General features: G+C 69.5%; 23 protein-coding genes and 1 pseudogene. 3 read left to right on the top strand and 21 right to left on the bottom strand.

Translation table 11 applies throughout. The features are described from left to right. Window positions 1–118: 118 nt before the first annotated feature. From QH470_RS20090 to QH470_RS19990, 21 genes and pseudogenes are all read right to left on the bottom strand, one after another. Window positions 119–349 (bottom strand): annotated as a pseudogene (locus QH470_RS20090) (amino acid permease); the annotation flags it as partial. Between the two features lie 2 nt (window positions 350–351). Continuing rightward, entirely contained in the window at window positions 352–1,068 is a 717-nt protein-coding gene (locus tag QH470_RS20085; protein WP_280273934.1) for a TVP38/TMEM64 family protein, read from the bottom strand. An 11-nt stretch (window positions 1,069–1,079) separates the two neighbouring features. Further along, a complete protein-coding gene (locus QH470_RS20080; RefSeq protein ID WP_280273933.1) occupies window positions 1,080–1,490 on the bottom strand; it encodes a VOC family protein in 411 nt (136 codons plus the stop codon). A 21-nt stretch (window positions 1,491–1,511) separates the two neighbouring features. Then, window positions 1,512–2,240, bottom strand: a complete 729-nt coding sequence (locus QH470_RS20075; RefSeq protein ID WP_280273932.1) for an arsenate reductase/protein-tyrosine-phosphatase family protein — start codon at window positions 2,238–2,240, stop codon at window positions 1,512–1,514. Window positions 2,241–2,315: 75 nt separating this feature from the next. Next, window positions 2,316–3,554, bottom strand: coding sequence for a cytochrome P450 (locus tag QH470_RS20070; RefSeq protein ID WP_280273931.1), 1,239 nt, complete (start codon window positions 3,552–3,554; stop codon window positions 2,316–2,318). Between the two features lie 43 nt (window positions 3,555–3,597). Next, window positions 3,598–3,792, bottom strand: coding sequence for a ferredoxin (locus QH470_RS20065; RefSeq protein ID WP_280273930.1), 195 nt, complete (start codon window positions 3,790–3,792; stop codon window positions 3,598–3,600). 13 nt (window positions 3,793–3,805) lie between these two features. Further along, window positions 3,806–5,050, bottom strand: a complete 1,245-nt coding sequence (locus QH470_RS20060; RefSeq protein WP_280273929.1) for an NAD(P)/FAD-dependent oxidoreductase — start codon at window positions 5,048–5,050, stop codon at window positions 3,806–3,808. A 49-nt stretch (window positions 5,051–5,099) separates the two neighbouring features. Next, on the bottom strand, window positions 5,100–5,747 hold the full coding sequence (locus QH470_RS20055) for a TetR/AcrR family transcriptional regulator (protein ID WP_280273928.1): 648 nt from the start codon (window positions 5,745–5,747) through the stop codon (window positions 5,100–5,102). A 149-nt stretch (window positions 5,748–5,896) separates the two neighbouring features. Then, entirely contained in the window at window positions 5,897–6,733 is an 837-nt protein-coding gene (locus QH470_RS20050; RefSeq protein WP_280273927.1) for an SDR family NAD(P)-dependent oxidoreductase, read from the bottom strand. Beyond that, window positions 6,730–7,557, bottom strand: a complete 828-nt coding sequence (locus QH470_RS20045) for an alpha/beta fold hydrolase (protein ID WP_280273926.1) — start codon at window positions 7,555–7,557, stop codon at window positions 6,730–6,732. Before QH470_RS20045 ends, QH470_RS20050 begins: the two co-directional genes overlap by 4 nt. Further along, window positions 7,554–8,783 (bottom strand): 3,4-dihydroxy-2-butanone-4-phosphate synthase, encoded by a 1,230-nt coding sequence (locus QH470_RS20040; RefSeq protein ID WP_280273925.1) that lies wholly within the window; start codon window positions 8,781–8,783, stop codon window positions 7,554–7,556. Before QH470_RS20040 ends, QH470_RS20045 begins: the two co-directional genes overlap by 4 nt. Next, the gene (locus QH470_RS20035; RefSeq protein ID WP_280273924.1) at window positions 8,780–9,394 is read right to left on the bottom strand and encodes an NADPH-dependent FMN reductase; all 615 of its coding nucleotides are present in this window, start codon (window positions 9,392–9,394) and stop codon (window positions 8,780–8,782) included. The genes QH470_RS20040 and QH470_RS20035 overlap by 4 nt, the downstream gene beginning before the upstream one ends. 21 nt (window positions 9,395–9,415) lie before the next feature. After that, a complete protein-coding gene (locus QH470_RS20030; protein ID WP_280273923.1) occupies window positions 9,416–10,411 on the bottom strand; it encodes a cyclase family protein in 996 nt (331 codons plus the stop codon). Further along, complete coding sequence (locus QH470_RS20025) at window positions 10,412–11,218, bottom strand: coniferyl-alcohol dehydrogenase (RefSeq protein WP_280273922.1); 807 nt, start codon at window positions 11,216–11,218, stop codon at window positions 10,412–10,414. A 27-nt stretch (window positions 11,219–11,245) separates the two neighbouring features. Continuing rightward, a complete protein-coding gene (locus tag QH470_RS20020) occupies window positions 11,246–12,544 on the bottom strand; it encodes an LLM class flavin-dependent oxidoreductase (protein WP_280273921.1) in 1,299 nt (432 codons plus the stop codon). Further along, entirely contained in the window at window positions 12,541–14,292 is a 1,752-nt protein-coding gene (locus QH470_RS20015) for an FAD-binding protein (protein ID WP_280273936.1), read from the bottom strand. The genes QH470_RS20020 and QH470_RS20015 overlap by 4 nt, the downstream gene beginning before the upstream one ends. Before the next feature lie 2 nt (window positions 14,293–14,294). Continuing rightward, complete coding sequence (locus QH470_RS20010) at window positions 14,295–15,266, bottom strand: 3-carboxyethylcatechol 2,3-dioxygenase (RefSeq protein WP_280273920.1); 972 nt, start codon at window positions 15,264–15,266, stop codon at window positions 14,295–14,297. Continuing rightward, complete coding sequence (locus QH470_RS20005) at window positions 15,223–16,908, bottom strand: bifunctional 3-(3-hydroxy-phenyl)propionate/3-hydroxycinnamic acid hydroxylase (protein WP_280273919.1); 1,686 nt, start codon at window positions 16,906–16,908, stop codon at window positions 15,223–15,225. The genes QH470_RS20010 and QH470_RS20005 overlap by 44 nt, the downstream gene beginning before the upstream one ends. Then, complete coding sequence (locus tag QH470_RS20000) at window positions 16,905–17,774, bottom strand: alpha/beta fold hydrolase (protein ID WP_280273918.1); 870 nt, start codon at window positions 17,772–17,774, stop codon at window positions 16,905–16,907. Before QH470_RS20000 ends, QH470_RS20005 begins: the two co-directional genes overlap by 4 nt. A 32-nt stretch (window positions 17,775–17,806) precedes the next feature. Then, a complete protein-coding gene (locus QH470_RS19995; protein ID WP_280273917.1) occupies window positions 17,807–19,414 on the bottom strand; it encodes an FAD-dependent oxidoreductase in 1,608 nt (535 codons plus the stop codon). A gap of 38 nt (window positions 19,415–19,452) precedes the next feature. Further along, window positions 19,453–20,988, bottom strand: coding sequence for an AMP-binding protein (locus QH470_RS19990; RefSeq protein ID WP_280273916.1), 1,536 nt, complete (start codon window positions 20,986–20,988; stop codon window positions 19,453–19,455). Between the two features lie 415 nt (window positions 20,989–21,403). On the opposite strand from QH470_RS19990, the gene QH470_RS19985 reads away from it, so the two are divergent. The 3 genes from QH470_RS19985 to QH470_RS19975 are packed head-to-tail and all read left to right on the top strand — an operon-like array spanning window position 21,404 to window position 24,784. Continuing rightward, window positions 21,404–22,264 (top strand): mycofactocin-coupled SDR family oxidoreductase, encoded by an 861-nt coding sequence (locus QH470_RS19985; RefSeq protein WP_280273915.1) that lies wholly within the window; start codon window positions 21,404–21,406, stop codon window positions 22,262–22,264. A gap of 58 nt (window positions 22,265–22,322) precedes the next feature. Beyond that, window positions 22,323–23,687 (top strand): cytochrome P450, encoded by a 1,365-nt coding sequence (locus QH470_RS19980; RefSeq protein WP_280273914.1) that lies wholly within the window; start codon window positions 22,323–22,325, stop codon window positions 23,685–23,687. After that, entirely contained in the window at window positions 23,687–24,784 is a 1,098-nt protein-coding gene (locus tag QH470_RS19975) for an amidohydrolase family protein (protein WP_280273913.1), read from the top strand. Before QH470_RS19980 ends, QH470_RS19975 begins: the two co-directional genes overlap by 1 nt. Window positions 24,785–24,798 lie beyond the last annotated feature (14 nt).

Raw genomic sequence — 24,798 nt, 5'->3', positions numbered from 1 at the left:
CCCCCCCCCCCCCCCCCCCCCGCCATAAATTTTTTTTTACCACCATCCTCTAAAATTATAGCTCTATCATGTTTTTTCTGGGGTTGGGTTATTTTATTAAGAGCCTGGTGATGCCCGGGGCCTGCCGCGCCGACGAGGTGGCGTTGCAATACGCGACCGCCGCCGCGACGGCCAAGCCGATCAACAGGCCCGACCCGGCCGCGCGAGCGGCGGGAGCCAGCGCGGCGAAGATCCCGGCGCCGAGCATCGCACCCAGCCCGATCACCACCGCATCGGCGAGCCCGAGACGGCGAGGCAACCGGCCCGATGTCTCGTGACCCGCCACCTCGGTGAAGTCGGATTCGCTCATGCTTATGTCGCCCTGGCAAATCCGGCCGCATCCGAGTCATCGGGTTTCGTACCGCCGAGGCGCGCGTCGACCAGCAGGCCCGCCACGCCGATCGCGATGCAGAGGACGGACACGACGATCAGCGCGGGATCGGTGCTCCCCGTGAGCGCCTCGCCGAGCGCGACCAGCGCGATCGTCCCCGGAAGTACACCCACGGCCGTCGCGATGAGAAACGGTGCCAGGCGCATCGACGAAACACCTGCACAAAAGTTGACCAGCCAGAACGGAACCGGGCTGATCAACCGCAGCGATCCCACGGCCAGCCAGCCGCGCCGAGCCAGCCGGCGGTCCACCGCCACGACCGCCGGATGCGTCCACCGCGCGATGACCGCCTCGCGACCGACCGCACGCACGAGCAGAAACGCCAGTGCCGCACTCACCGTGGTGGCGGACACCGCGAGCGCGACGCCGAGGGCCGGACCGAACAGCAGTCCGGCGACCAGAGTGAACGGAACCCGCGGCAGCACAACGGTTGCCAGCACGTGTGCGAGAAAGAACACGAGCGGCAGCCACGCTCCGGAAGCACGCGCCCAATCACGAATCTGGCCGACCTCCGGACGCGGCGCGAACAGCGCGAGCGCCACGAAAACCACCAGCAGCACGAGCGCGCCGATCAGTCTCGGACTCCGGCGACGGCTCGGCACGATCGCCACCGTGGCGCGAAAGCCTGCGCTGAGCATGCTGGGGCCGCTCAGCGCGCCGCGGGACGAGGCGCGGGCTGAAACAGTTCGACGAAGTTGCCGGACGAGTCCTGCAGCAGAACCTGTTGTCCCCCTGGGCCGCTGAGAATGTCGTTGCGGAAGGTGACACCGGCTGCCCGCAGCCGCGCGACCTCGGCGGCGATATCGTCGACCACGAGCTGGATACGGTTCCAGCCCGCGCCGGGCACCGGGACGGCGCCGTCGGGCATCGGGCGGCCCGCGGAACTCTTGGGTCCGGCGAGCAGCAGCTGCAACGGACCGCGGACGACGGCGGCGAATGCGGGCGCGGCATCGAAATCGACGGTGAAACCGAGGTGGGTGGTATAGAACTCCACAGCTTCGCGCACATCATCGATGAGGTATCGGACGCGGGCGAGTTCGTTCGGTGCGGTGGTGGTCATGGTCGGGCCTCCTTGTCATCCCTACAGAGCCAGGAACCCGATGCGGGTATCGAGTTCGGTTGCGATACGCCGGAATTCGGGATAGGCCGCCTCCTCGGTCGCCGCGGCGGCGGCCGGATCCGGCAGGCTCCAATGCGTCGTGACCGCCGCGCCGTGATCGCGCGGAACCTCGCGGATCTTGTCGCACAACGTGATCACGACATCGAAACGGCGACTCGCGATCTCCTCCAGCGACCGCGGCCGCCGGGGTGCGAAGTCGATGCCGAAGTGCTCGCGCAGCACGCGTCCGGTATTCGGGTGCATGGCGGGCTTGGGATGACTGCCCGCGCTGGTCACCTCGACGCGTCCGCCACTGCGACGCCGCAGCAGCGCCTCCGCCATCGGTGAGCGCGCGCCGTTTCCGGTGCACAGGAACAACACCGAGCCGCCCTTCGGCCACTGCCGCTCGGCGGGCGCCAGCAAGGGATGCAGCGCGTCGGCCGCGTCACCGAATGCCGTGGCGCAGCGGGCCAGATCGAGGTGGTAGTAGCTGTCGCGACCGTCGAAACTACTGCGCCGCATCGTCACCAGACCGGCCGTCCGCAACAGCCGCAGGTGATAGGACACCAGGTTCTGCGGCTCGTCGACGGCCGCGACCAGCTCTCGCACCCGTCGATCACTGGACGCCAACTCGGTCATCAGCGCCCAGCGCAACGGGTGTGCCGCCATCCGCATGAGCAGCGGCACCGGTACTCGCGTCTGGGTTGCCACACGAGCAGAATACATCAAATGGGTTTGATGTAATAGGGGTCCACTCAGTGGATCGGAACGAAGGCCTCAGCCGGGCTACCAGGCCACGGGCAGTTCGTAGATGCCGTATGCGAGGCGGTCGTGTTTGAACTCCACCTTGTCGAACGGAATCGCCAGGTGCAGCGTGGGAATGCGGCGGACCAGGGTGTGGAAGACGATCTGCAGTTCGGCGCGGGCCAGCTGCTGCCCGACGCACTGGTGCGGGCCGAAGCCGAAGCCGACGTGCAGGTTGGCGGGGCGGCGCAGGTCCAGCTTGTCCGGCTGTTCCCACTGCTTCTCGTCCCAGTTGGCCGGGGCCAGATCGAAGATCAGGCCGTCACCGGCACGGATCGTCTCGCCCGCGATCTCGATGTCGTCGATCGCGACCCGGCGCTGGCCGTTCTGGATGATGCTCAGATAGCGCAGCAACTCCTCGACCGCTCCCGCCACGACCTTCGGATCGTCGGTGTCGCGCAGCAGCGCGAACTGGTCCGGGTTCTCCATCAGGGCCAACGCGCCGAGGGAAATCATGTTGGCGCTGGTCTCGTGGCCCGCGATGAGCAGCCCGGTACCGAGCTGGGCGGCCTCGCGCATGTCGATCTCACCGGCGCGCACCCGCTCGGCGATATCGGTCACCACGTCCTCGGCCGGTTCGTCCAGCTTCTTCTTGACCAACTCGACCAGATAGCGCGCCAGCTGCGAACGACCCTCCGCCGCTTGCTCTTTGGTCGCGAACCGGTCCACGTTCATGGTGGCGTGCAGTTGGAAGAACTCGTGGTCGTCGTAGGGCACGCCCAGCATCTCGCTGATCATCAGGGTCGGCACCGGAAGGGCCAGTCCCGCAACCAGATCGGCGGGCTGCGGGCCGTCGAGGATCTTGTCGACGTGCTCGTCGGTGATCTGCTGGATCACCGGGCGCAGCGCCTCGACCCGCTTGAACGTGAACGGCTTGGTGAGCATTCGCCGGTACCGGCTGTGTTCCTCGCCGTCGGTGGTGAACAGCGACTTGGGACGGCTGTCCTTGATCGCCAGCATGCCCTCGTTCCAGTGCGGGAAGCCCGGGCGGTGATCGTCCACGCTGACACGGGGATCGGACATCAGCGCCTTGAACTCGGCATAGCCGGTGACCAGCCACGGCGTGCTGCCGTCCCAGATCCGCACCCGGTTGAGCGGCTTCTCGCGGCCCAGCCGCAGCGCCTGCTCGGGGGGCGCGAACGGGCAGCCGGCGGACCGGAGCATCGGATAGTCGGGGATGCCCGCCGTCGCGGCGGTGGCGTCGGTCAGTGTTTCGGACACGGTGACTCCTGTGGTCGGCTGCGGCGAACCGCAGGCTTTCGGTCTATTCCTCGACGTGGATGGCCATGGCGGGGCAGACCGCCGCCGCCTCCCGCACGTCGGCGGCGAGTTCGGCGGGCGGGTTCTCGTCGAGCAGTTCGACCACACCGTCGTCGTCACGCTGATCGAATACGGCCGCGGCGTGCATGACGCAGTGCCCGGCGGCAATGCATTTGTCCTGTTCGACAGTCACCTTCATCGGGACCTTCTTCCTACGGGGAGTGCGCTGGGGTGAGCGGCTCGCGGCGGGCATCCACGAGATGCTGACGCTGCATGCGAGCCTGTTTGGGCATGTTCCAGCCGAGCACGGCCGTGATCGCTCCGGCCCGCTCGTAGCGGGCGACGAAGCGACCGGTCGCCGGGTCGCCGTCCACGACCGTGACCTGTGCGTCGGGCGTGATGGTGCCGTGCACCTGGATCTTGGCGTCGAACTGGTCGGTCCAGAAGTACGGGATCGGCCGGTAGACCCGCTCGGCGCCGACGATATTGGCCGCCACCACGCCCGCCTGTTCGGAGGCGTGCGTCCGATTCTCCAGGCGCACAGGCGCGTTCGCGTCCTGATCGTGCCAGCGGGCGACGTCGCCGACGGCGTAGACACCCGCCGCGGCCCGGCAGCTGTCGTCGCAGACGACGCCGTTGGCCAGGGTCAGCCCGCTGCCCGCGAGCCAGTCGGTCGCGGGCACGGCGCCGATGGCGACGACGACCAGATCGGCGGGCAGCGTCTCGCCGGTCCGCAGCGTCACGCCGGCGACCCGGCCATCGCGATCGGTGAACCCGTCGACGCCCGCACCGAGCCGCAGCCGGACACCGTTGCGCGTGTGCAGCTCGGCCAGCCGCGCGGCGGCGAACTCGCCGAGTTGGGTCACCATCGGGGCGGACAGCGGGCCGGATATGGTGACGTCCAGGCCCAATTGCCTTGTGGTCGCGGCGATTTCCGCACCCAGGACGCCCTCGCCTACGACGACCACCCGGGGCCGCGCCGGACCAGGGTCACTCGAGGCGTACCCGAGCCCGGCGGGGGTCAGCGCGTCACGCAATGCCAGGGCGTCGTCGAGGGTGCGCAGCACATGAACGCCGCGCAGACCGGGCACGGTCGGCAGCGTCCTCGGGGTGGCCCCGGTGGCTATCACGACCGCGTCGGTGGCGGTGATGGGTCCCGCCGTCGAGCGCACCGTGCGCCCGGCCACGTCGAGGGCGAGGGCCCGGTGCCCGAGCAGCAGTTCGACCTCCAGCCCGGCCAGCAGGCGCGGCGCGCGCAACAGGGTACGTTCGGGCCGCCAGGCGCCGGACAGGATCTGCTTGGACAACGGCGGACGATCGTAGGGCAGATGCGGTTCCGCGCCCAGCATCGTGATCGCACCGCGGAAACCCTGGCGGCGCAGCGCTTCCGCCGTCGCCAGCCCGGCGGCCGCGGCGCCGACGATCAAGACACCCGTGCGGCGGGGGACTCTCGTCATCTCCCGACTTCCTTTCTACGCGCGGCCGTTCGGGGCCGCGTGACGACGGTCATCGCGTGACCGGCGCCAGATAGAGCCCGGTGATCGCGTCGATCAGACCGGTCGCGGTCTCCTCCCAGCTCGCGCGGCCCAGCAGCGTGTCGTCGGCCAGCGCGCGCTCACGCTCGGCACAGGTGTGCACGATCAGCAAGCGCGCCATGGAGTTTCGCTCCCGGCGCAGTTCGGGTGACAGGCCGGGCAGGCTGCGCTGCAGGCCGTCCACGACGCGCACCAGCGACCGGGACGCCAGCGACTCGTCCGACATCAGATCGCGGAAGACCGGATCCGGCTGCAACTGCGCGCTGAAGCGCGCGTACCAGGTCGGATTGCCCAGGGCCGCAAGGTGTTCGGTGACCGGGCGGACCAGACAGCTCACCCAGTCCCGCAATTCGTCGGACTCCCCCACGCGCGTCACCATCTCCCGGCACAGCTGCTCGGTATGCGCGTGATGCCTGCGCACGATGGCCCGGACCAGGTCTGCCTTGGCGCCGAAGTGGTAGCCGACCGCGGCGTTGTTCCCTTGTCCCGCGGCCTCGCTCACCTGCCGGTTCGACACCGACGCGATCCCGCGCTCGGCGAACAGGCGTTCCGCGGCGACGAGAATGGCCTCGCGAGTCGTGGTGACCTGCTCGGCGCGGGATCTGTCGACCGTAGCCATGTCGGCTCCCTCCGGATCGCCGGCTCGGCCCGGACGGCGTGATGACCGCGCGGCCGCATCGGAATCTCGTTCTCGATTTCGAATACCGGCACTTCCAGTCAACGCCGCCGGGCGATTTAAGTCAAGCAGTTGAATTAACGCGAGCATGATCAGCTACGGGCGGTGACGGACTGCTCCGCGGGCTTCTTGCGCAGCTTGAGCGGCTTACCGGCCACCGTGCCGCCGTCCACGGGCAGCACCGTTCCCGTGACATACGCCGAAAGGTCGCTGCCGAAATACAGCACCGCCTCCGCGACATCCTCCGGTGTGCCCTCGCGCGGCAGCGGCCGGTCCTCCTTCATCGACGCCCGCACCGACCGGGTGAATCGCTCGATGCGTTCGGCCGACATCGTGGTGGCCGACGCCGCGAGAAACGGGGTCGGCACGTTGCCGGGAGCGATGCAGTTGACCCGAATGCCGTACTGCGCCAACTCGATCGCCGCGGACTTGGTGAAGTGGATCACCGCGGCCTTGGAGGCCCGGTAGGTCTGCACGCCGCCACCTGCCTGGACGCCGCCGATCGAGGACAGGTTGACGATCGACCCGCCGCCGTGGTCGACCATGTGCCGGGCCGCGAACTTGGTGCCCGCCATCACCCCGAGCAGATTCACCCCGAGGACCCGGTGGAAATCGGCGAGGTCGTCGACCAGCAGGCTCGGATGCATGGCGCCCGGCACGCCGGCGTTGTTGCACATGACGTGCAGGCCGCCGAAGGTGCGTACCGCGAGGTCGACCAGCCGTTCGACCTGTTCGGGTTCGGCGACGTCGGTCTGCTGGAACACGACCGCGTCGCCGTAGCCGGCCACCGACTCCGCGCCGCGTTCGGGATCGAGGTCGCCGACGACGACGTTGGCGCCCGCGGCGACGAACCGTGCCACCGTCGCGGCGCCGATTCCGGAGGCGCCGCCGGTGACGACGGCGACCTTGCCGGTGAGTTCGTCGGTCATATGTCGTTCCTTTCGAGGAAGGTCAGCAGCAGGTCGTTGACGATCTCGGGCCGCTCGATCTGGGGGCAGTGCCCGGCCTCGGGCACCGTCGCGTGGCGGGCGCCCGCGATCTGCCCGGCGATCTCCGCGGCCCAGCCCTCGGGGAGCAGTTTGTCGCCGGCTCCCTCGACGACGAGGGCGGGGACGGTGATGCGCTCGTACGCCCGCTTGCTCGACGGGCCGGTCGGCGGCTCGGCGCCTGGGCGGCGAAAACGGGCCGCCGCCAACGCTTCCCATGCGCCGGGGGCGATGCTCGCCTCGTAACGACGGCGCACGTAGGCCTCGTCCGCCGGGTAGGAGGGGGAGTGGAACAGCGCCGTGACGATGCGGCGCATCCCGGCGAAGGTGGCGTCGTAGTCGTAGAGCGCGCGCATGTGCTCGTTGCTCTGGATCTCGCCGCCGCCGCAGATCGCCACCAGGCTCCGCATCGGCAGCCGGGGCGCGTCGGAGGTCGCGTCGACCAGCAAGTTGATCGCACCCATCGAATTGCCGACGAAATGGGCCGCATCGATGCCGAGCAGGGCGAGGAATCGCGCGATGTGCCGGATGCGCAGGCCGCGACCGTCGGTGAAGTCGACCACCTTCGCCGACTCGCCGAAACCCAGCATGTCCGGCGCCAGCACCCGGTAGCGCTCGGCCAAGGCGTCGATCGTGTGTTCCCAGCCGATTTCGGCGCCGACCCCGAATTCACCGCCGTGCAGCAGCACGACCGGTTCACCCGATCCGGCCTCCAGGTAGCTGGTTGTCGAGCCGTCGACAACCAGAGTCCTGCGCTGTGCGTTCATGAGGCCCTTCCTATTTCGCCGGGGACACCCGGTGTAGGCGACCCGGTTTCCGCTCGGGAAGCGTTCTCCCACAGCGGAATCAGCTCGAGGATGCGCACGGGATCACTGGCGGAATCCGGGATATCGAGGACATGGGGGTCCGACCGCTGGGTGTGCCCAGGGCCGGTGGCCTGACCGTCGTCGGCGAGGAGCCGGATCTCGTGGAAGCCGAGTTCGTCCAGGATGTCGAAGGCGGTGCGGAGATCCCAGACCTCCAGGGGATGTGTTGCGGGATACGGTGTCTCGGTATTCCGGGACGGCGCCGGGCCGTGTGCGCGGCCGCCGCGGGTGCGAATGTAGACCAGCACACCGTGACCCGCGCGGGCGATGCGGTCCACGGCGTGGTCGAGGCCGGTCCGGCAGCCGCAGAGCCGGGAACCGAGCGCGTCCCCGAACAGGCACTCCCCATGGACTCGTACCAGCGGAGTGATACTCGAGACGGGATGCCCGTACACGAGCGCGATGTGCTCGCGGCCCAGCCCGTCGGTGAATCCGTACGCGCGGAACCTGCCCGCCGACAAGGGGATTCGCGCAGTGCCGCACCGGCGGACACGCGCCAGCTCGCGGCGGCGATACGTGACGATATCGTCGATCGAGACGACCGGTAGCCGATGACGGCGGCCCAATTCGAGCAGTTCGGGCAGCTCCGCCAGCTCACCGTCGGCGGCACACACCTCACACAGCGCGGCAGCGGCCGCCATCCCCGCCGAGCCGGCGAGGTCGACAGCGGCCTCCGGCGGCGCGGGCGCCGCCAGCACTCCCCCGGCCGCACAGCCCAGCGGAAAGACGTGGCCGGGACGCGTGAAGTCCGCCGGGCGGCTGGCCGGATCGGCCAGTGCCCGAATGGTTCTCGCGCGTTGCGACGCCCGCACCCCGGCGCCCTCGCCCGCGAGCCCCACCGGCATTCGGAACAACTCACGGCCCGGTCCGGTCGCGGTCGGATCGGCGGGCGGAATCTCGAGCCGGTCCAGCGCCGCCGACGGCACCGCCACCTGCACCAGCCCGCGCCCGACCGTCGTCATGGCATTGACCGCCTCGGCCGTAGCGTGTTCGGCGGCCAGCACCAAATGGCCGCGATGCCCGCCGTTCTCGCCGCCCACCACGAGCACCATGCGCCCACCCCGCAGCGCGGCCACGGCGGCAGCCACCGAACGCCCCGCGACCGCCCCGCGGGGTGGGACGCTCACGCCCGTACTCCGCCGGTCGGGGCGAAGGTCAGGACCTGGGTGGCCAGTACTTCCAGTTGGGCGCCGACGGTTTCGTCGGTGAGGGCGCCGTCCGGTCCCCAGATCGGCTCGGCGGAGTTGATCGCGACGCCCAAGGGGGTGGGCCAGGCGCGCAGGGCGTGGCCGATCGAGCGGAGCTGGCCCAGGGTGCCGACGGCGGCCTGCCAGCCGTAGGCGCAGGTGATGCAGCCCCACGGCTTGTTGTCGAGGTAGACCGTGGGGTCGCCGCGCAGGTCCTCGATGTAGTCGAGGGCGTTCTTCACCATGCCGGAGATGCCGCCGTGGTAGCCGGGCGAGGCGATCACCACGGCATCGGCGCGGCGCAGCGCGTCGACGAGTTCGGTCGCGCCCGGCGTGCGGCTCGCGTCGTACGGGTTGTACATGGGCAGGTCGAGAGCGGCGCCGCAGAACAGCGCCGTGCGCCCGCCCTGGCGCTCGACCGCCATCAGGCAGTGCCGCAGCGCGCGCTCGGTCGACGAATCCGCGCGCAACGTGCCGCCGACGCCGACGACGAACGGCCGTCCCTCGTCGATGCCGACGGCGGTGGTCGCGTTTGTCGTACTTGCAGTCACAGCCGGAACCTCCTGGTTGGCTTACTTGATGGCGATCGGGTTGAGCGGCGAGCCGACGGCGCCGACGACCCGCAAAGGCGGTGCGATCAGCTGGAATTCGTAGACGCCGTCCGCCGCGCAATCGGCGGCGAGCGCGGTCAGGTCCCAGTACTCGCCGAGCATCAGGCCCATATCGCGCAGGCACAGCATGTGCATCGGCAGGAAGGTGCCCTCGACCCCGGAGACGACGTCCTCGACCATCAGGTTGTCCGCCGCCACCGCCGCGACCTCGCGTTCGTGTAACCACTTGGCGCACATCCAGTCCAAGCCCGAGTACGGCTCGGCGCCGTCGCCGGTCTCGGCGAATCGGGCCTGCCAGCCGGTGCGCACGAGCACGATGTCGCCGCGGCCGACCTCGACGCCCTGGGCGCGCGCGACCTCGTCCAATTCGTCCGGGGTGATGGGATTGCCCGGCTCCAGGAACACGTCGGCGCCGCGGTGGCGGACCAGGTCCAGCAGCACGCCACGGCTGGTGATGCCCTTGCCGTCGACCTTCTCGATGCCGCAGTGGAACGCACCGGCGCTGGTCACCGAGTCGGCGGGGAAGCCGTTGTACAGCTTGTCGTCGTAGTACACGTGCGACAGCGCGTCCCACTGGGTCGCGGCCTGCAACGGCATGATGATCATGTCGTCGTTGAACCGGAACGGATTGTCCTCACCCGCGAAGAAGCCGCCGAACTCCTGGCCGAACCCGTTGCCCGCCCACTGTGGCCCGTATTCGGCCATCGTCCGCGCGTCGCCGCCGTCGACGGTCATCACGTGCACCGGGTTCTGCCGGAACTTGAACGCGCCCTGCGGCCCGGACGAGTCGAAGTCGATGCCGAGCGGGAACACCCGGCCGTGCCGCACCAGCCGCGCCGCCGCGGCGATCTTGTCGGGAGTGATGAAGTTGAGCGTGCCGAGTTCGTCGGCGGCGCCCCAGCGACCCCAGTTGCTCACTTCCGCTGCGACGCGCCGGAATTCGGTCAGGCTGGCCATTTATGATTCTCCTTCGGTGATTCGCGCGGCCACGTTGCCGCCGTCCACCCACAGCACCTGTCCGGTCACATAGCTCGCGGCCCGGCTGTTGAGGAACACCAGGACGGCCGCCTGCTCGTCCGGCTCGCAGACCCGGCCGAGCGGTTTGGGGATGGTGTCGAGATACTGCGGCCCGTACGCCGAGCGCAGCTGGTCCAGGATCGGCGTCTCGGTGACGCCCGGTCCCGTGCAGTTGATCCGGATGCCGCGCGCCCCGAGGGGCACGGCCTGCCGCATCGTGTAGTAGATGATCGCTTCCTTCGACAGCCGGTAACCGCCGTCGGCGAGGGCGTCGGGATTGCCTTCGCACCAGGCGATTCCGTCCGCCATACCGGTGGTGTCGAGCAGGCCGAGGACCTGCTCTCGGTGCGCGAGGTACCCGGCGGCGGCGAGCGAGGAGACGCTCACGACCGTCGATCCCGGGGCCATCGCCGCGGTGAGCGCGTCGGTGAACCGCCGCAGACCGAGGAAATTGATCGTGACGACCCGCAGCGGGTCCCCGATGCCCGACGAGACCCCGGCGACGTTGAACAGCGCGTCCACCGGCCCGCCGACCGACTCGACGGCCCGGTCGATCGACGCGGCGTCCGACATGTCGACCTGCTGGAACTCGTCGAGTTCGGTTGCGGGCGTGGCGATGTCGAGCCCCACGACCTCGCCGCCGAGGTCACGGACCTGAGCCGCCACGCACGCGCCGATCCCGGAGGCGCAGCCGGTCACGACGACCCGCCGGCCGTCGTAGCGCCACAGTTCGTCCACACGTCCCACGTCGGGCACCTCGTCCTCGCGGTCCGGCTACTGCTCGTCCTTGGCGCGCTGCGCCGCCTGCACCCGGCCCTCGTTGATCTCGGCCATGGCCTCGGGGATCTCGCTGGCGGTGAACTTGCCGCCGCGGCCGGTGGGCAGGCCGCCGAAGGCATAGGACTCGTCGAATGCGGGCGAGGCCAACGGCTTCCCCCGCGCCTCCACCTTCTCGATGATCGGCTCGAGCCGCTTGGCCTTGGCCGCGACCGCCTTCTCGTCGCGTTCGATGAACTCCGGCAGCACCTGCTTGCCCATCAGCTCGATCGACTCCATGGTGCCCTCGTGGCTGCGCGGGTTGAGCAGCAGGATGATCTCGTCCACGCCGCTCTCTTCGTAGCCGCGCAGGAATTCGCGCACGGTGTCCGGCGAACCGATCGCACCGCGGCCGGGGCCGTAGGCCAGCGTCTCGTCCTCCTTCACCGCGTCGAGGTAGCGGTCCCAGACGCCGGTGCGGCCGGGGGTGTGCTGGCCGGTCATGTAGTAGTGCATGATGCCGAAGGAGAAGAAGCCGCCGCCCACGTCGAGCCGCCGCAGGGCCTGCTCGTCGGTCGGCGCGACCATCATCGACAGGTCGCCGCCGATGGCGAGGATGTTCGGATTGAGCTGCGGGATGGTCGGTTCGGCCTTGTCCTCGAACTCCTGGTAGTAGCCGCGCACGCGCTCGGCGAGCGGCCCGGGGCCGGTGTAGGCGAAACTCAGTGCGCCGATGCCCTTCTGGGCAGCCATCTGCACCGACGACGGCCGGGTACACGCCACCCAGACGGGCGGATGCGGCAGCTGCTGCGGCTTGGGAATCACGTTGCGCGCGGGCATTTCGATGTGGTTGCCCTTGAAACCGGTGAACGGCTCCTCGATCATGCAGCGGATGGCGACGTCGAGGGCCTCCTCCCACTGGCCGCGCTTGTCGGCGGGGTCGATGTTGAACCCGCCCAGCTCACCCACCGACGACGATTCGCCGGTGCCGAATTCCACGCGCCCGTTGGAGATCCGGTCCAGCGTCGAGACCCGCTCGGCGACCCGGGCGGGGTGGTTGATCGCCGGCGGCATGTGCATCACGCCGAAGCCGAGGCGAATGTCCTTGGTGCGCTGGCTCGCCGCGGCGAGGAACATCTCCGGCGCCGTGGAGTGGCAGTACTCCTCGAGGAAGTGGTGCTCGGTGAGCCACACCGTGGAGAAGCCCGCCTTGTCGGCGGCCTCCACCTCGTCCAGGCCGTCCTGGAACATTTCGCGCTCGTCGTCGTGGGTCCACGGCCGCGGCAGCGCGAATTCGTAGAACAGCGAGATCTTCATGTGCTTCCTCCGTTGGAATGAGACGTCATGTGCTGGGCCGCTATGTATCCGAATGTCATCGCGGGCCCGATGGTCGCGCCCGCGCCGGCGTAGCTGCGGCCCATGACCGCCGCGGACGTGTTACCGGTCGCGTACAGACCGGGGATAGGGGTGCCGTCCGCGCGCAGCACCCGGGCATGCTCGTCGGTGCGCAGACCGCCCGAGGTGCCCAGGTCGCCGGGGACGATCCGGAACGCGTAGTACGGCGGCTTGCCGATCGGATACAGATTGGGGTTCGGCAGCGTCGGATCGCCGTAGTAGTTGTCGTAGACGCTGTCGCCGCGATCGAAGTCGTCGTCGTGGCCCTTGCGCGCGAGTTCGTTGAATCGTTCCGCGGTGGCGCGCAGGCGTTCCGGCGGGACATCGATCTTGGCCGCCAGTTCCTCCCACGTGTCCGCGGTCTTGACCACGCCCGACTCCAGCCAGGCGCGCGGCATCTTCCGGCCGGTGGGCACGGGCGCGAACGGCACTGTGGGAATCGGCAGATGTCCCGCCACGACATACCGGCGCCACGAACGCGTGTCGGTGACCAGCCAGCTCGGGATGTGGGTGACGCCCGACTTCTGGCCCTCGATCATCGCGTGCCCGAAGTCCATGTAGGGCGCGGCCTCGTTGATGTACCGCTCGCCCGCGCCGTTGACGATGAACTGGGACGGCATCATGCGCTCGTTGAGCATGAATTGCATACGGCCGTCAGGCCATTGGATGGCGGGGAACCACCACGCCTCGTCCATCAGATCGGTGCCCGCGCCGACCCGCTCGCCCGCGCGGATGCCGTCGCCCACCGACGCCGGATTGCCGAAACTCCAGTCCTGGTCGATGACCGGTTCCAGCTCCTTGCGCCAGGCCATGTCGTGCTCGAAGCCGCCGGTCGCCAGGATCACGCCGCGCTCGGCGCGGATGCGCAGTTCGCGGCCGTCCCTCTCGATGACCGCGCCCACCACCGCGCCGTCGGCGCCGGTGATCAGCGCGGTCATCGGGGCGTCGAGCCACAGCGGAATGTCGTGCTCGCGCAACGCCAGTCGCAGCCGGGCCACCAGCGATTGGCCGATGGCGGCGATCCGGTCGCCGAACACCCGGGCCCGGAACATCCGCCACACCAGCTTCACCAGCACGGTCTTGCCGCGCCAGTGCTGGCGGACCTGGTAGAACAGCCGAAGGTCCTTGGGGCCCAGCCAGATTCCCTTGGGCGCGAGGGCCAGCGGGCGCAGCAGCAGTTCCTCGTCGGGACCTAGTTCGCGCAGATCGATGGGCGGCACGTTGATGGTGCTGCCCTCGGGCGAGCCGCCGGGCAGTTCCGGGTAGTAGTCGGCGTAGCCGGGCTTCCACACGAATTCCAGCCAGTCGCTGCGGTTCTCGAGGAACTCCATCATCTCCGGCGCGCGTGCCACGTAGGCGCGCAACCGCTCCTCGCTGACCAGACCCTCGGTGATCCGGCGCAGGTACTCCACGACGTCCTCGGGGTCGATCCGGTACCCGTCGCGGCGCTGGGCCGGTGCGCCCGGCACCCAGATGCCGCCGCCCGACAGCGCGGTGGAACCGCCGTAGTGCGAGGACTTCTCGACCACGAGGGTGTCCAGCCCCTCCGCCTCGGCGGCGAGCGCCGCGGTCAGCCCGCCGCCACCGGACCCGATGACCAGGACGTCGACGGTGTGGTCGAAGTCGTCGCGCGGTGCGGCGGAGGTCGCCGGAGCGCCCTCGGGTTCCACGGTCACGGTTGCCTCCCGGAGGTCGAGTCGAGGTCGTGCACGGGCAGCGCGGTCCGCACGGCGAAACCGGCGATCAGCGCGGGCGCGGGCCGGTAGTAGCGCACCGCGGTCCGGTACGGTCCCTGGCTCGCGAGAGCGGCGAAGGCTGCCACCCAGGTCCGCACCTCGTGCGCGGAGTTCCCGGCGACCTCGGTGATCCAGGCGTTGTCCCAGGCGTCGAACTCGCCGAGGCGGCCGTCGTCGAGCGCGGCGAGGAAGCCGCGGTCCCACTCGGGATTGAGCGGGCGCAACGATCCACCGCCCGTGGCGAATTCGCGGGCGGCCTCGATCACCTTCTCCTGCCGGGCGAGTCGCTGTCGCGCCGTCATCGTGCCGCCGTGCAGGATGCGTTCGCGGGCGGGGCCGGTCGCGGTGGCCAATGCCGGCACCGGCGGATCGTGCGAGAGACCGCCGGAACCGAGCACCAGGACCCTTTTGCCGAGGGTCGAAAGATGCTGTCCCACAGCCGCTCCCAGCGCCGACGCCCGCCGCAGCGGTCCGAGCGGGACCGCGACCGAGTTCACGAAGATCGGCACGACCGGCCGGGCCGTGGCCGCGCCCAGCAGCCGCTGCAACGGCTGTACGGTGCCGTGGTCGACCTCCATCGTCATCGACACGGCCACGTCCACCCCCGCCGCGAGCACCGACTCGGCCAGCTCGCGGGCCAGCTCGGCGGGCACGTCGAGGGCGCCGGCGTGGGTGCCGTAGTCCCCCACCCCGGTCGCCGCCGTACCGACGCAGAACGGGGGCATGAGCTTGTAGAAGAACCCGTTGTAGTGGTCCGGCGAGAACGTCACCACCAGTTCGGGATCGAACTCGCGCACGAACTCCGCGGCCCGGTCGAGCGCCGACTCGATATCGTCGAGCAGGTCGCGTTCCGGTCCTGGGAGATCAAGCAGAGGGCTGTGCGAGACGCAGCACAGGGCCAGCGGCATCGGGTCCTCCTCCCGTTCGGAGGGTGAGGGTGCGCAGCAGGTCCGCGCTCAGTTCCGGGGCCAGCTGCGCGATGGTCGCGCCCGCCACGCAGTGATCCGGCCGCAGGAACAGCACGGAGTCGCGCTGGCCGTCGAACCATTTCTTCAGCGCGCCCGCGCGGTCGCCCAGCACCAGGACGTCGGGATCGTCGTGACCGGTCCAGTGCAGCTGGGTCGCGGGCCGCGCCTCGAAGAACCGCGCGCCCAACGCCTTCCACGCCTCGAACGCCGCGGCGCCGAGCACCTCGCGGGGCCGGTTGTTCCAGCACAGCACGGCGAACCGAGGTCCGAGCGCGTCATCGAGCAACAGGTTCGCGTGCTCGCGGGTGTCCACCCGGGGCTGGATGAACAGCGTGCCGACCGCCGAATCCGGGGACCGGGACCAGGTGTGCACCACCGCGCCGCGGTCGTAGCGCGGCATCGGCTTGAACCGCATGCCGAGCACATAGCGCCGCACCGGCGGCACCGCGGCGGCCGCCCGGACCAGCACGTCACGCACCGCGGCGACCTTGCGGTCGGTCGGCGAGATGACCTTGCCGACCATCGTCGACAGGTCGATCATGGCGCGGGCGTGCTTGCGGCGCTCCAGGTCGTAGCTGTCGAGCAGGGCGTCCCCGGCGTGGCCCTGCACCACCGCGGCGAGCTTCCAGCCGAGGTTGGCCGCGTCGCGGATGCCGCTGTTGTAGCCCTGGCCTTGCCACACCGGCATCAGGTGCGCGGCGTCGCCCGCCAGCAGCAGGCGGCCCTTGCGGAAGGCACTCGCGATGCGCGAATGATGCGTGTACACCCGGCGGCGGATCACATCCAGACGGTCGGGGTGCGGGACGAAGGGTGCCACCATCCGCGCCACGAACGCCGGATCCTCGGCCAGTTCGTCGGATTCGTGGTCATGGATCATGAATTCGAAGCGGCGGATGCCGTGCGCGATCGACACCGACACGTACGGCCGCGCCGGGTCGGCGCCGACCTCACTGTTGGGGTGCCCCAGCGGATCCGATGCCAAATCCACGACCAGCCACCGCGTCGAGGAGGTGGTGCCCTCGAACGCCACTCCCATCTGCCGCCGCGTCGCGCTGCGTCCACCGTCGCAGCCGACCAGGTACCGCGCGGTCACGGTGGACGTGCCGGACTCGGCCGTCAGTTCGGCGGTCACGCGCTCGCCGGACTCGGCGCAGGAGGTCATGGCCGTGCCCCACGCCACCTCGACGTGCTCGAACCGGCCGAGTCCGGCGAGCAGCTCGGCGTCGACCAGCGGCTGCACGAAGCCGTTGCGCTTGGGCCAGCCGAATGAGGCGTCGTTCGGGGCGATCTCGGTGAGCAGCCGACCCTTGCCGTCGACGAACCGCATGATCTGGTTCGGTGTCGTGTGCGGCAGGATCTGTTCCACGAGTCCGATCGATTGGAAGGTGCGCAGCGACTCGTCGTCGAGTCCGACGCCGCGCGGGTAGTCGATGAGCGTCGGCCGCTCCTCGATCACCCGGGTGCGCACGCCGTACATGCCGAGCATGTTCGCCAGCGTCAGGCCGACCGGGCCCGCCCCGACCACCAGCACGTCGACGTCGACGGCCGAAGCGGTTGCGGCGGAACTGTTCTGCTCGGTCACGGCCGGCCGCCCAGCAGGAATTCCAGATGCAGCGCGTTGAACGCCTTGGGGTCCTCGTGCTGCGGCCAGTGACCGCAGCCGGGCAGCACCTCGAAACGCGCGCCCGGAATCATCGACGCCATCCGCCTGCCCTCGGTGACATCGGCGGTGGGGTCGTCACTGGTCCAGAGCACCAGTGTCGGCGCGGTGATCCGGTCGTAGTCGTCCGGCCCCAACAGGTTTCGCTGCCGGATCTCGGGATCCTGCAGCGCCATGATGTCGCGCATGGCGGCGACGAAACCGGGCTGCCGATAGATGCGCTGACGGCTGGCTACCACGTCGTCGTAACTCTTCGACTTGTCGGCCATCAGCCATTTGATGCGCGCCTGCACCGTCTCCCAGGTCGGGTCGGTGACCGCGGCCATCGACAGCGTGACGATGCGCCGCATCACCTCCGGGTCGGCCTGCGATCCGCCCGCGGTGTTGAGCACCAGGCGCTCGACCCGGTCCGGGTGATCGATGGCGGTGCGCGCGGCCACCCAGCCGCCGAGCGATTCGCCGCTGACACAGGCCTTTCCGACGCCCACCGCGTCGAGGAACGCGATCAGGTGCGCCACATAGTGTTTCACCTCGAGCGGATGGCCGGGGCGGGCGGTGTAGCCGTGGCCCAGCATGTCGATCACCCAGGTCGAGAAGTGTTCGGCGTGTGCTTCCAGGTTGCGGACATACGCCTCGACGTGCCCGCCGGACCCGTGCAGCAACACCAGCGCCGGCTTGTTCGAGTCGCCCGCGTGCAGGTAGCGCGTGCGCACGCCGCCGACCTCCAGGTAGCCCTGCGTGAACGCGACGCCCTGCAGATCGCTCCAGATGCTTTCGTACTCAGACAAATTCGTTACCTCCGTGACCCCCGGGGCCGTGCTCAGATGTCCACCGACTTGCCGGTCGCGGCGGCGTGCCCGGCGCGGAAGCCGTACACCATGCCGGGGCCGAGGGTGCCGCCCGCGCCGCCGTACGCCCGGCCGGTGACACCGGCCATCGCGTTGCCCGCGGCGAACAGGCCGGGGATGACCCGGCCGTCGACGTGCAGCACCCGGCCGTCACGGTCGGTGCGCGGCCCGCCCTTGGTTCCCATGGCGCCGACGGTGACCGGCACGGCGTAGTACGGCGCGGTGTCCACCGGGCCGAGGGTGCGGCCCGCGACGGTGTCCGCGTTCTCGTCACCCCACCAGCCGTCGTAGGCGCTGGCGCCGCGACCGAAGTCGGGGTCGGCCCCGTCGGCAACATTGCGGTTCCAGGCGGCTACCGTCGCGGCGAGACCGGCCGGGTCGATACCGGTCTTCGCGCCGAGTTCCGCGAAATCGGCCGACTCGCAGAACCATTCGGGCACGTCGTCGCCCGGCGCGATGCCGAGGAACCCGTAGTGGCGCAGATGTTCCGCGTCGAACACGATCCAGCCCGGATCGTTGACGTAGCCGCCCTTGGGGTCGAGATAGTGGAACGCCCCCGCCATCGAGTTGTACTCCGACGCCTCGTTGACGAACCGCCGCCCCGCGCGATTGACCATGATGCTGCGCGGCCGGGTCCGCTCCAGGCGCACGCTGCGGCTGCGCGGCTTGCCCTGGATGGTGTCGCCCGGAATCCGCACCACCGGCACCCACCACGCCTCGCTCATGGTGCCGAGGTCGGCGCCGTGCGCCATCGCCATGCGCAGGCCGTCGCCGGTGTTGTTCGGCGGCGACACCGGGCCGTGCATCGGGCCGCGCAGGTACGCGCGCACCAGGCCGGGGTCCCATTCGAAGCCGCCGGTCGCCAGCACGACGCCGTGGCGCGCCCGCACGATCGTCTCGCCGGTGGCGGTGCTCAGCCGGACGCCCGTGACGGCCCCGCCCTCGGACAGCAATTCGACGGCGCGCGCGCCGGTGCGGGGCACCACGCCCGCGTCGAGCACGCCGCGCAGCAGCCCGGCGACGAGAGCCGTTCCGGCGACGCAGAAGTCGGCCGAGTCGCTGCCGGTCTGCGCGTGCAGCCGGGCGCGGGTCTCGGCGTCGAAGCCGACGTTGCTCCAGTCGGCGGGGAAGGAGGTGATGCGGTCGCGCCACTCGCCGAGGCGGGTGAGGTCGAAGGCGACCGGGCTCAGCGACCGCCCGCCGCCAGGGCGGCCGCCGGGCAGCTCCGGCTTGTAATCCGGGAAACCGTCGGCGATCTCGAACCGCGTCCCGCTGTGCGCCTCGACGAAATCGACCATCGCCGCACCGGTGCGGACGAAGACCTCCACCAACTCGTCGTCCATCGAGCCCAGCGACTGCGCGTGCAGGTAGGCCAGCGCGTCGGCCACGGTCAGCGGGCCGTCGGAAGCCCGGTCGTGCGCCGGAATCCACGCGATGCCACCGGATACCGCGCTGGTCCCGCCGACGGTGTCGGCCTTCTCGAACAAGGCCACCGAGGCGCCGTGCACGGCGGCGGTCAGCGCGGCGGTCAGGCCCGCGGCGCCGCTACCCAGAACGACGACATCGACGGGAGAATTCATGAGACCTCCATTCGCGAATGACAAGAATCATATTCTCGTCAGATGAATGTGGCAATCCGCTCGCGGATCAGATGTTTGCGGACCTTCCCGCTGGGCGTGCGCGGATAGTCCTCGACCTCGAACAACCGCTCCGGCCACTTCTGCCGCGCGACACCGGCGGCCGCGAAGTGCTCGCGCACCGCGGCGAGCGCGGGCAGGCGATGACCGGGCCGCAGCCGCAGCACCGCGCCGACGGTCTCGCCCAGGCGCTCGTCGGGCACGGCCACCACCACGGCCTCGGCCACCTCCGGCAATTCGGCGAGCAGTTCCTCCACCTCCAACGCGCTGACGTTCTCGCCGCCGCGGATGATGACGTCGGACTTGCGGTCGGTGATCGTCAGATGGCCATCCGGATGCAGGACGCCGATATCGCCGGTGTGGTACCAGCCCTCGGCGTCGAAGACCCGCGCGGTGAGTGCGTCGTCGGTGTAGCCCAGGCACAGATCCGGTCCGCGACTGAGTATTTCGCCGTCGTCGGCCAGCCGGATCTCCACGCCGGGCAGCGGCCGCCCGTCGGTCGACAGGCGCTCGAACTCCGGCGCGTCGTAGCGAGAGGAGGTGATAGAGGGATGCTCGGTACTGCCGTAGGCGCGGAACGGGATCAGGCCCAGACCGGCCAGCCGGCGGGTCACCGTGACGGGCACCGTGGAACCGCCCAGCCCGACATAGCGGAAGTTGTCCAGATATTCGGGGGCGAAGTCCGGATGATCGAGGAGGCTGGTAACGAAGTAGGGCGGCCCGCCGCCGACCGTCAGCCCGTCGCTCTTGATCAGTGCCAGCACCCGGCCGGCGTCCCAGACGTCGAGCAGATGCACCGGCTTGCCGTGCAGCACGGGAAGCAGGAAGGCGCCGACCATCCCGATGAAATGCCCGACCGGCGTGGCGGTGAGCATCGTGCCCCGGTCGAGCGCGTTGTGCTCGGCGAGCTGCCGCGCCTCGCAGCCCAGCGTCTGATGGCTGTGCACCACGCCCTTGGGCGCGCTCGTCGTGCCCGAGGTGAAGGCGATGAGGGCGGGCGACGCCGGATCGGCCGCGACCACGCCCGCCATCGGGTCGTCGGCCAGCAGGTCGTCGAAGTCGCGGCCGACCACCCCGACGATCGGCACCGCCGCGCTCACCTCCGGATCGAAGGCGATGCGGCCGAAGCGTTCCGCGGTGATGAAGACCTTGGGCCGCACGGTCGTCAGGATGTGCCCGACCTCCTTGCGCCCATAGAAGTGGACGATCGGCACGACCGCCGCGCCGAGGTAGGCCGATGCCCAGAAGGTCGCCGCGGCCTCCATCCAGTTGGGCAACTGGAACGCGACCGCGTCACCCGGGCCGACGCCGCGCGCCCGTAACCCGGCCGCCAGCCGCCGGGCGATCCGGTCCACCTCCCCCACGCTGCCCGACCAGGGGCGCACCTCGGAGTGCACCCGGAACACGGCGTCCGGCGCCGTCGCGAGGCCGCGACCGAGCAGGTCGCCCAGCGTTTCTCGGCGCCACCAGCCCGCGCTCTCGTACCGGGTGCGCAATTCCTCAGGGACGGTTCGCATCTGAGCCTCACTCGTTTCCGCAGGTGGGCGCGTCGCGCGCGCTCGATGTACACAGACCGCGGCCACCGGGTCGAGGGCCGCGCCCGGAGGTCTTCCAGACCTTCGATGAAAATACCGTTCTCATGTAACGGAAATCGGAGATTCAACGAGGTTTCGCGGGATCGTCGGTGGTGAGCAGGCTTTTCTGCGGGCACAAGTAGGGGTTCGCCGGAGATGCCTTGCCGCCGCGCTACCTTGCGGCAAGAGTTTGGCAAGAGTAACGTTCTCATCTACTGCAAGGAAAATTCTTGCTCCATGTCACGGCCGCGACACCGCGGCCGTGCACAGTCGGCGCCACGGCATTCAGCGAGGCGCGCGATCCGCCGCGACGGCGCCGCTGCCGCCGCGGTCGCAGAGAAGAACGAAAGGGTCAGCTGTGGGACGTGTCGAGGGCAAGGTCGCTTTCATCACCGGTGCCGCGCGCGGGCAGGGCCGCAGTCACGCGGTCCGTCTCGCCGAGGAAGGCGCCGATATCATCGCGGTCGATCTGTGCGAGGACATCTCGACCATCGGATACGCGCTCGCGCGCCCCGAGGACCTGGAGGAGACCGCGAACCTGGTCAGCAAGACCGGCCGGCGCGTGGTCACCGCGAAAGCCGATGTGCGCAGCGCCGAGCAGTTGCAGGCCGCGGTGGACAACGGCATTCGCGAACTGGGCAAGCTCGACATCGTCGTCGCGCAGGCCGGTATCGCGGGCATGAAGGGCGAACCGGCCCTGCAGGCCTGGATCGACGTGATCAACACGAACCTGATCGGCACCATCAATGCCATCCAGGTCTCGCTGGCCCACCTGAAGGAGGGCGCGTCGATCATCGCGACCGGCTCCACCGCCTCGCTGATCGACATCTCCAAGATCGACAACCCGGGCAACGACCCGGGCGGCATGGCCTACGTGCACTCCAAGCGCGCCCTGACGGCGTACGTCTACGAGCTCGCTCGGCAGCTGGCGCCGCGTGGCATCCGCGCCAACGTCGTGCACCCCACCAACTGCAACACCCCGATGTTGCAGAGCGAGCCGATGTACCGCTCGTTCCGCCCCGACCTGGAGAACCCGACCCGCGCCGACGCGGAGCCCGTGTTCGGCGTGCAGCAGGCCATGCGCATTCCCTATGTCGAACCCGAGGACATCAGCAACGCGGTGGTCTACCTGGCCTCCGAGGAATCCCGCTACGTCACCGGCACACAGATGCGCGTCGACGGCGGCGGCTACCTGAAGTCGTACGACTACCACATCTGATCGCCGGGGAAACCCGTGGCGCGGCAACGAGATCCGTCAGCAGCGGAGGAAGAATATCGTGAGCATCGACGACGCACTCGCCGACCAGGACCGTAAGAAGAACCGGTACCACTTCGATCGGCACACGCCCGAATACCGGCACCGGTTCGTGGAGATCACCCAGGAGATGCAGGCCAAGTGCCCGATGGCCTGGAGTGACACCTACGACGGGCACTGGGTCGCCGCGGGCAGCACCGAGGTGTTCGAACTCGCCCGCTGCCCGCACGTCTCCAACGACCACGACCTGCGCGGAGAACGCAAGGGCTACAAGGGCATCTCGATCCCCACCGCCCAGCGGGTGCAGGCCGTGCGCGGCGGCATTCTGGAGATGGACGACCCGGAACACCGGATCTATCGGCAGGCGGTCAACCCGTACCTGTCCCCCGCCGCGGTCCGGCGCTGGGAGCCGGTGATCGACGAGATCGTCCGCGCCGCCCTCGACGAGAAGATCGAGAGCGGCCGGATCGACTTCGTGGACGACCTCGCCAATATCGTCCCGGCCGTGCTGACCCTGGCCATGCTCGGAATTCCGTTGCGGCAGTGGTCGATGTACAGCGAGCCGGTGCACGCGGCGGTGTACACCCCCGAGGATTCGCCGGACGCCCCGCGCGTCGCGGAGATGCACCGCGCCATGGGTCTGGATCTGCTGAACAACCTGATCGAGATCAAGGAGAACCCGCGGCCCGGTCTGGTGGACGGTCTGGTCAAGCTCCGCATCGACGGTGAACCCGCGCCCGACCTCGAGGTGCTCGGCATGCTCGGGCTGATCATCGGCGGCGGCTTCGACACCACCACCGCGCTCACCGCGCATTCGCTGGAATGGCTGTCGGAGCACCCGGATCAGCGCGAACTGCTCAGCAAGGAGCGCGAGCACCTGCTCGACTCCGCGACCGAAGAGTTCCTGCGCTACTTCACCCCGGCGCCCGGCGACGGCCGGACCATCGCCGCGGACATGGAATTGGTGAACACCCAATTCAAAGAGGGTGAGCGCCTGTGGTTGTCGTGGGCGATGGCCAACCGGGACCCGCAGGTCTTCCCCGACCCGAACGAGGTCGTACTGGACCGAAGGGGCAACCGGCACTTCAGTTTCGGGCTCGGCATCCACCGGTGCATCGGCTCGAACGTGGCGCGCACGGTCTTCAAGTCGATGGTCACCGCCGTGCTCGACCGGATGCCCGACTACCGCTGCGATCCCGAGGGCACCGTGCACTACGAGACCATCGGCGTCATCCAGGGCATGCGGAAACTGCCCGCCACCTTCACCCCCGGCCCGCGGCTGGGCCCCGGGCTGGACGAGACCCTGGAGAAGCTGCAGCGGATCTGCGACAAGCAGGAACTCGCCGCGCCGGTGACGGAGCGGCCCGAACGGGCGCGCATCGAGTGATGGCCGACGGCACCGGCACGCCTGTCATCGACGCCAGCGTGCACATCTTCTTCACCTCGAACCGCGATATGCGCGGCTTCCTGCGCGAGCCCTTCGCCAGCCGCGGTATCCCGGATCCCGAAATGGATTGGTACGGCGCGCCGGGCGGGGAGTATGCCGAAGGCACGCGCGGGCCGAGCAAACGCGGCCCGAACAAGGGGTACCCGGGCTCGGATCCCGAATTCGCCGGTGCGCAGTTGTTCGACGAACGCGGCGTGGACATCGCGGTGCTGCATCCGATGACCCGCGGCATCCTGCCGGATCGGCATCTCACTACCGCGGTGCTGGCCGCGCACAACGAGATGATGGTGACGCGCTGGCTGGAGTCGAACCGGTTCGCCGCGCGATACCGGGGCACGATCCGGGTCAACCCCGAGGACATTCCGGGGGCGCTGCGCGAAATCCACAGGTACGCGGATCATCCCGGCGTCGTACAGGTCGGCATTCCGCTGCAATCGCGGGAACTCTACGGCAAGCCGCAGTTCTGGCCGCTGTGGGAGGCCGCGGCCGCGGCCGGGCTGCCGGTCGCCGCGCACATCGAGACCGGGGAGAGCATCGCCTTCCCGCCCACCCCCTCGGGCCACACCCGGACCTACGAGCAGTACCTCGGGTTCATGTCGCTGAACTACGTGTACCACCTGATGAACATGATCGCCGAGGGCGTTTTCGAGCGGTTCCCGGAGCTGAAATTCGTCTGGGCCGACGGTGGCGCGGACATGCTCACCCCGTTCACCTGGCGGATGGACACCTTCGGCCGGCCCCATCTGGAACAGACACCGTGGGCGCCCCGCATGCCCAGCGACTACCTGCCCGGTCACGTGTATTTCGTGCAGGGCGGTCTCGACGGCCCCGGCGACACCGAATTCGCCTCCGAATGGCTGGGTTTCACCGGCAAGGAGGACATGGTGATGTTCGGCTCGAGCTACCCGCACTGGCATTGCGGCGCCGACCCCGCGCTGCCGTCCGCGCTCACCGCCGAGCAGCGCGAAAAGGTGTTGTGGCGCAACGCGTCCCGGCTCTACGGCATCGATGTCCCGGCCGCGGCGGCCACCACCTAGCCCTGTCCAGAAGA

Source organism: Nocardia wallacei (assembly GCF_029868745.1).
Lineage (GTDB): Bacteria > Actinomycetota > Actinomycetes > Mycobacteriales > Mycobacteriaceae > Nocardia > Nocardia wallacei_B.
Note: the sequence above shows the minus strand (reverse complement) of the source record. Positions and strands in the feature narration are given on the sequence as shown.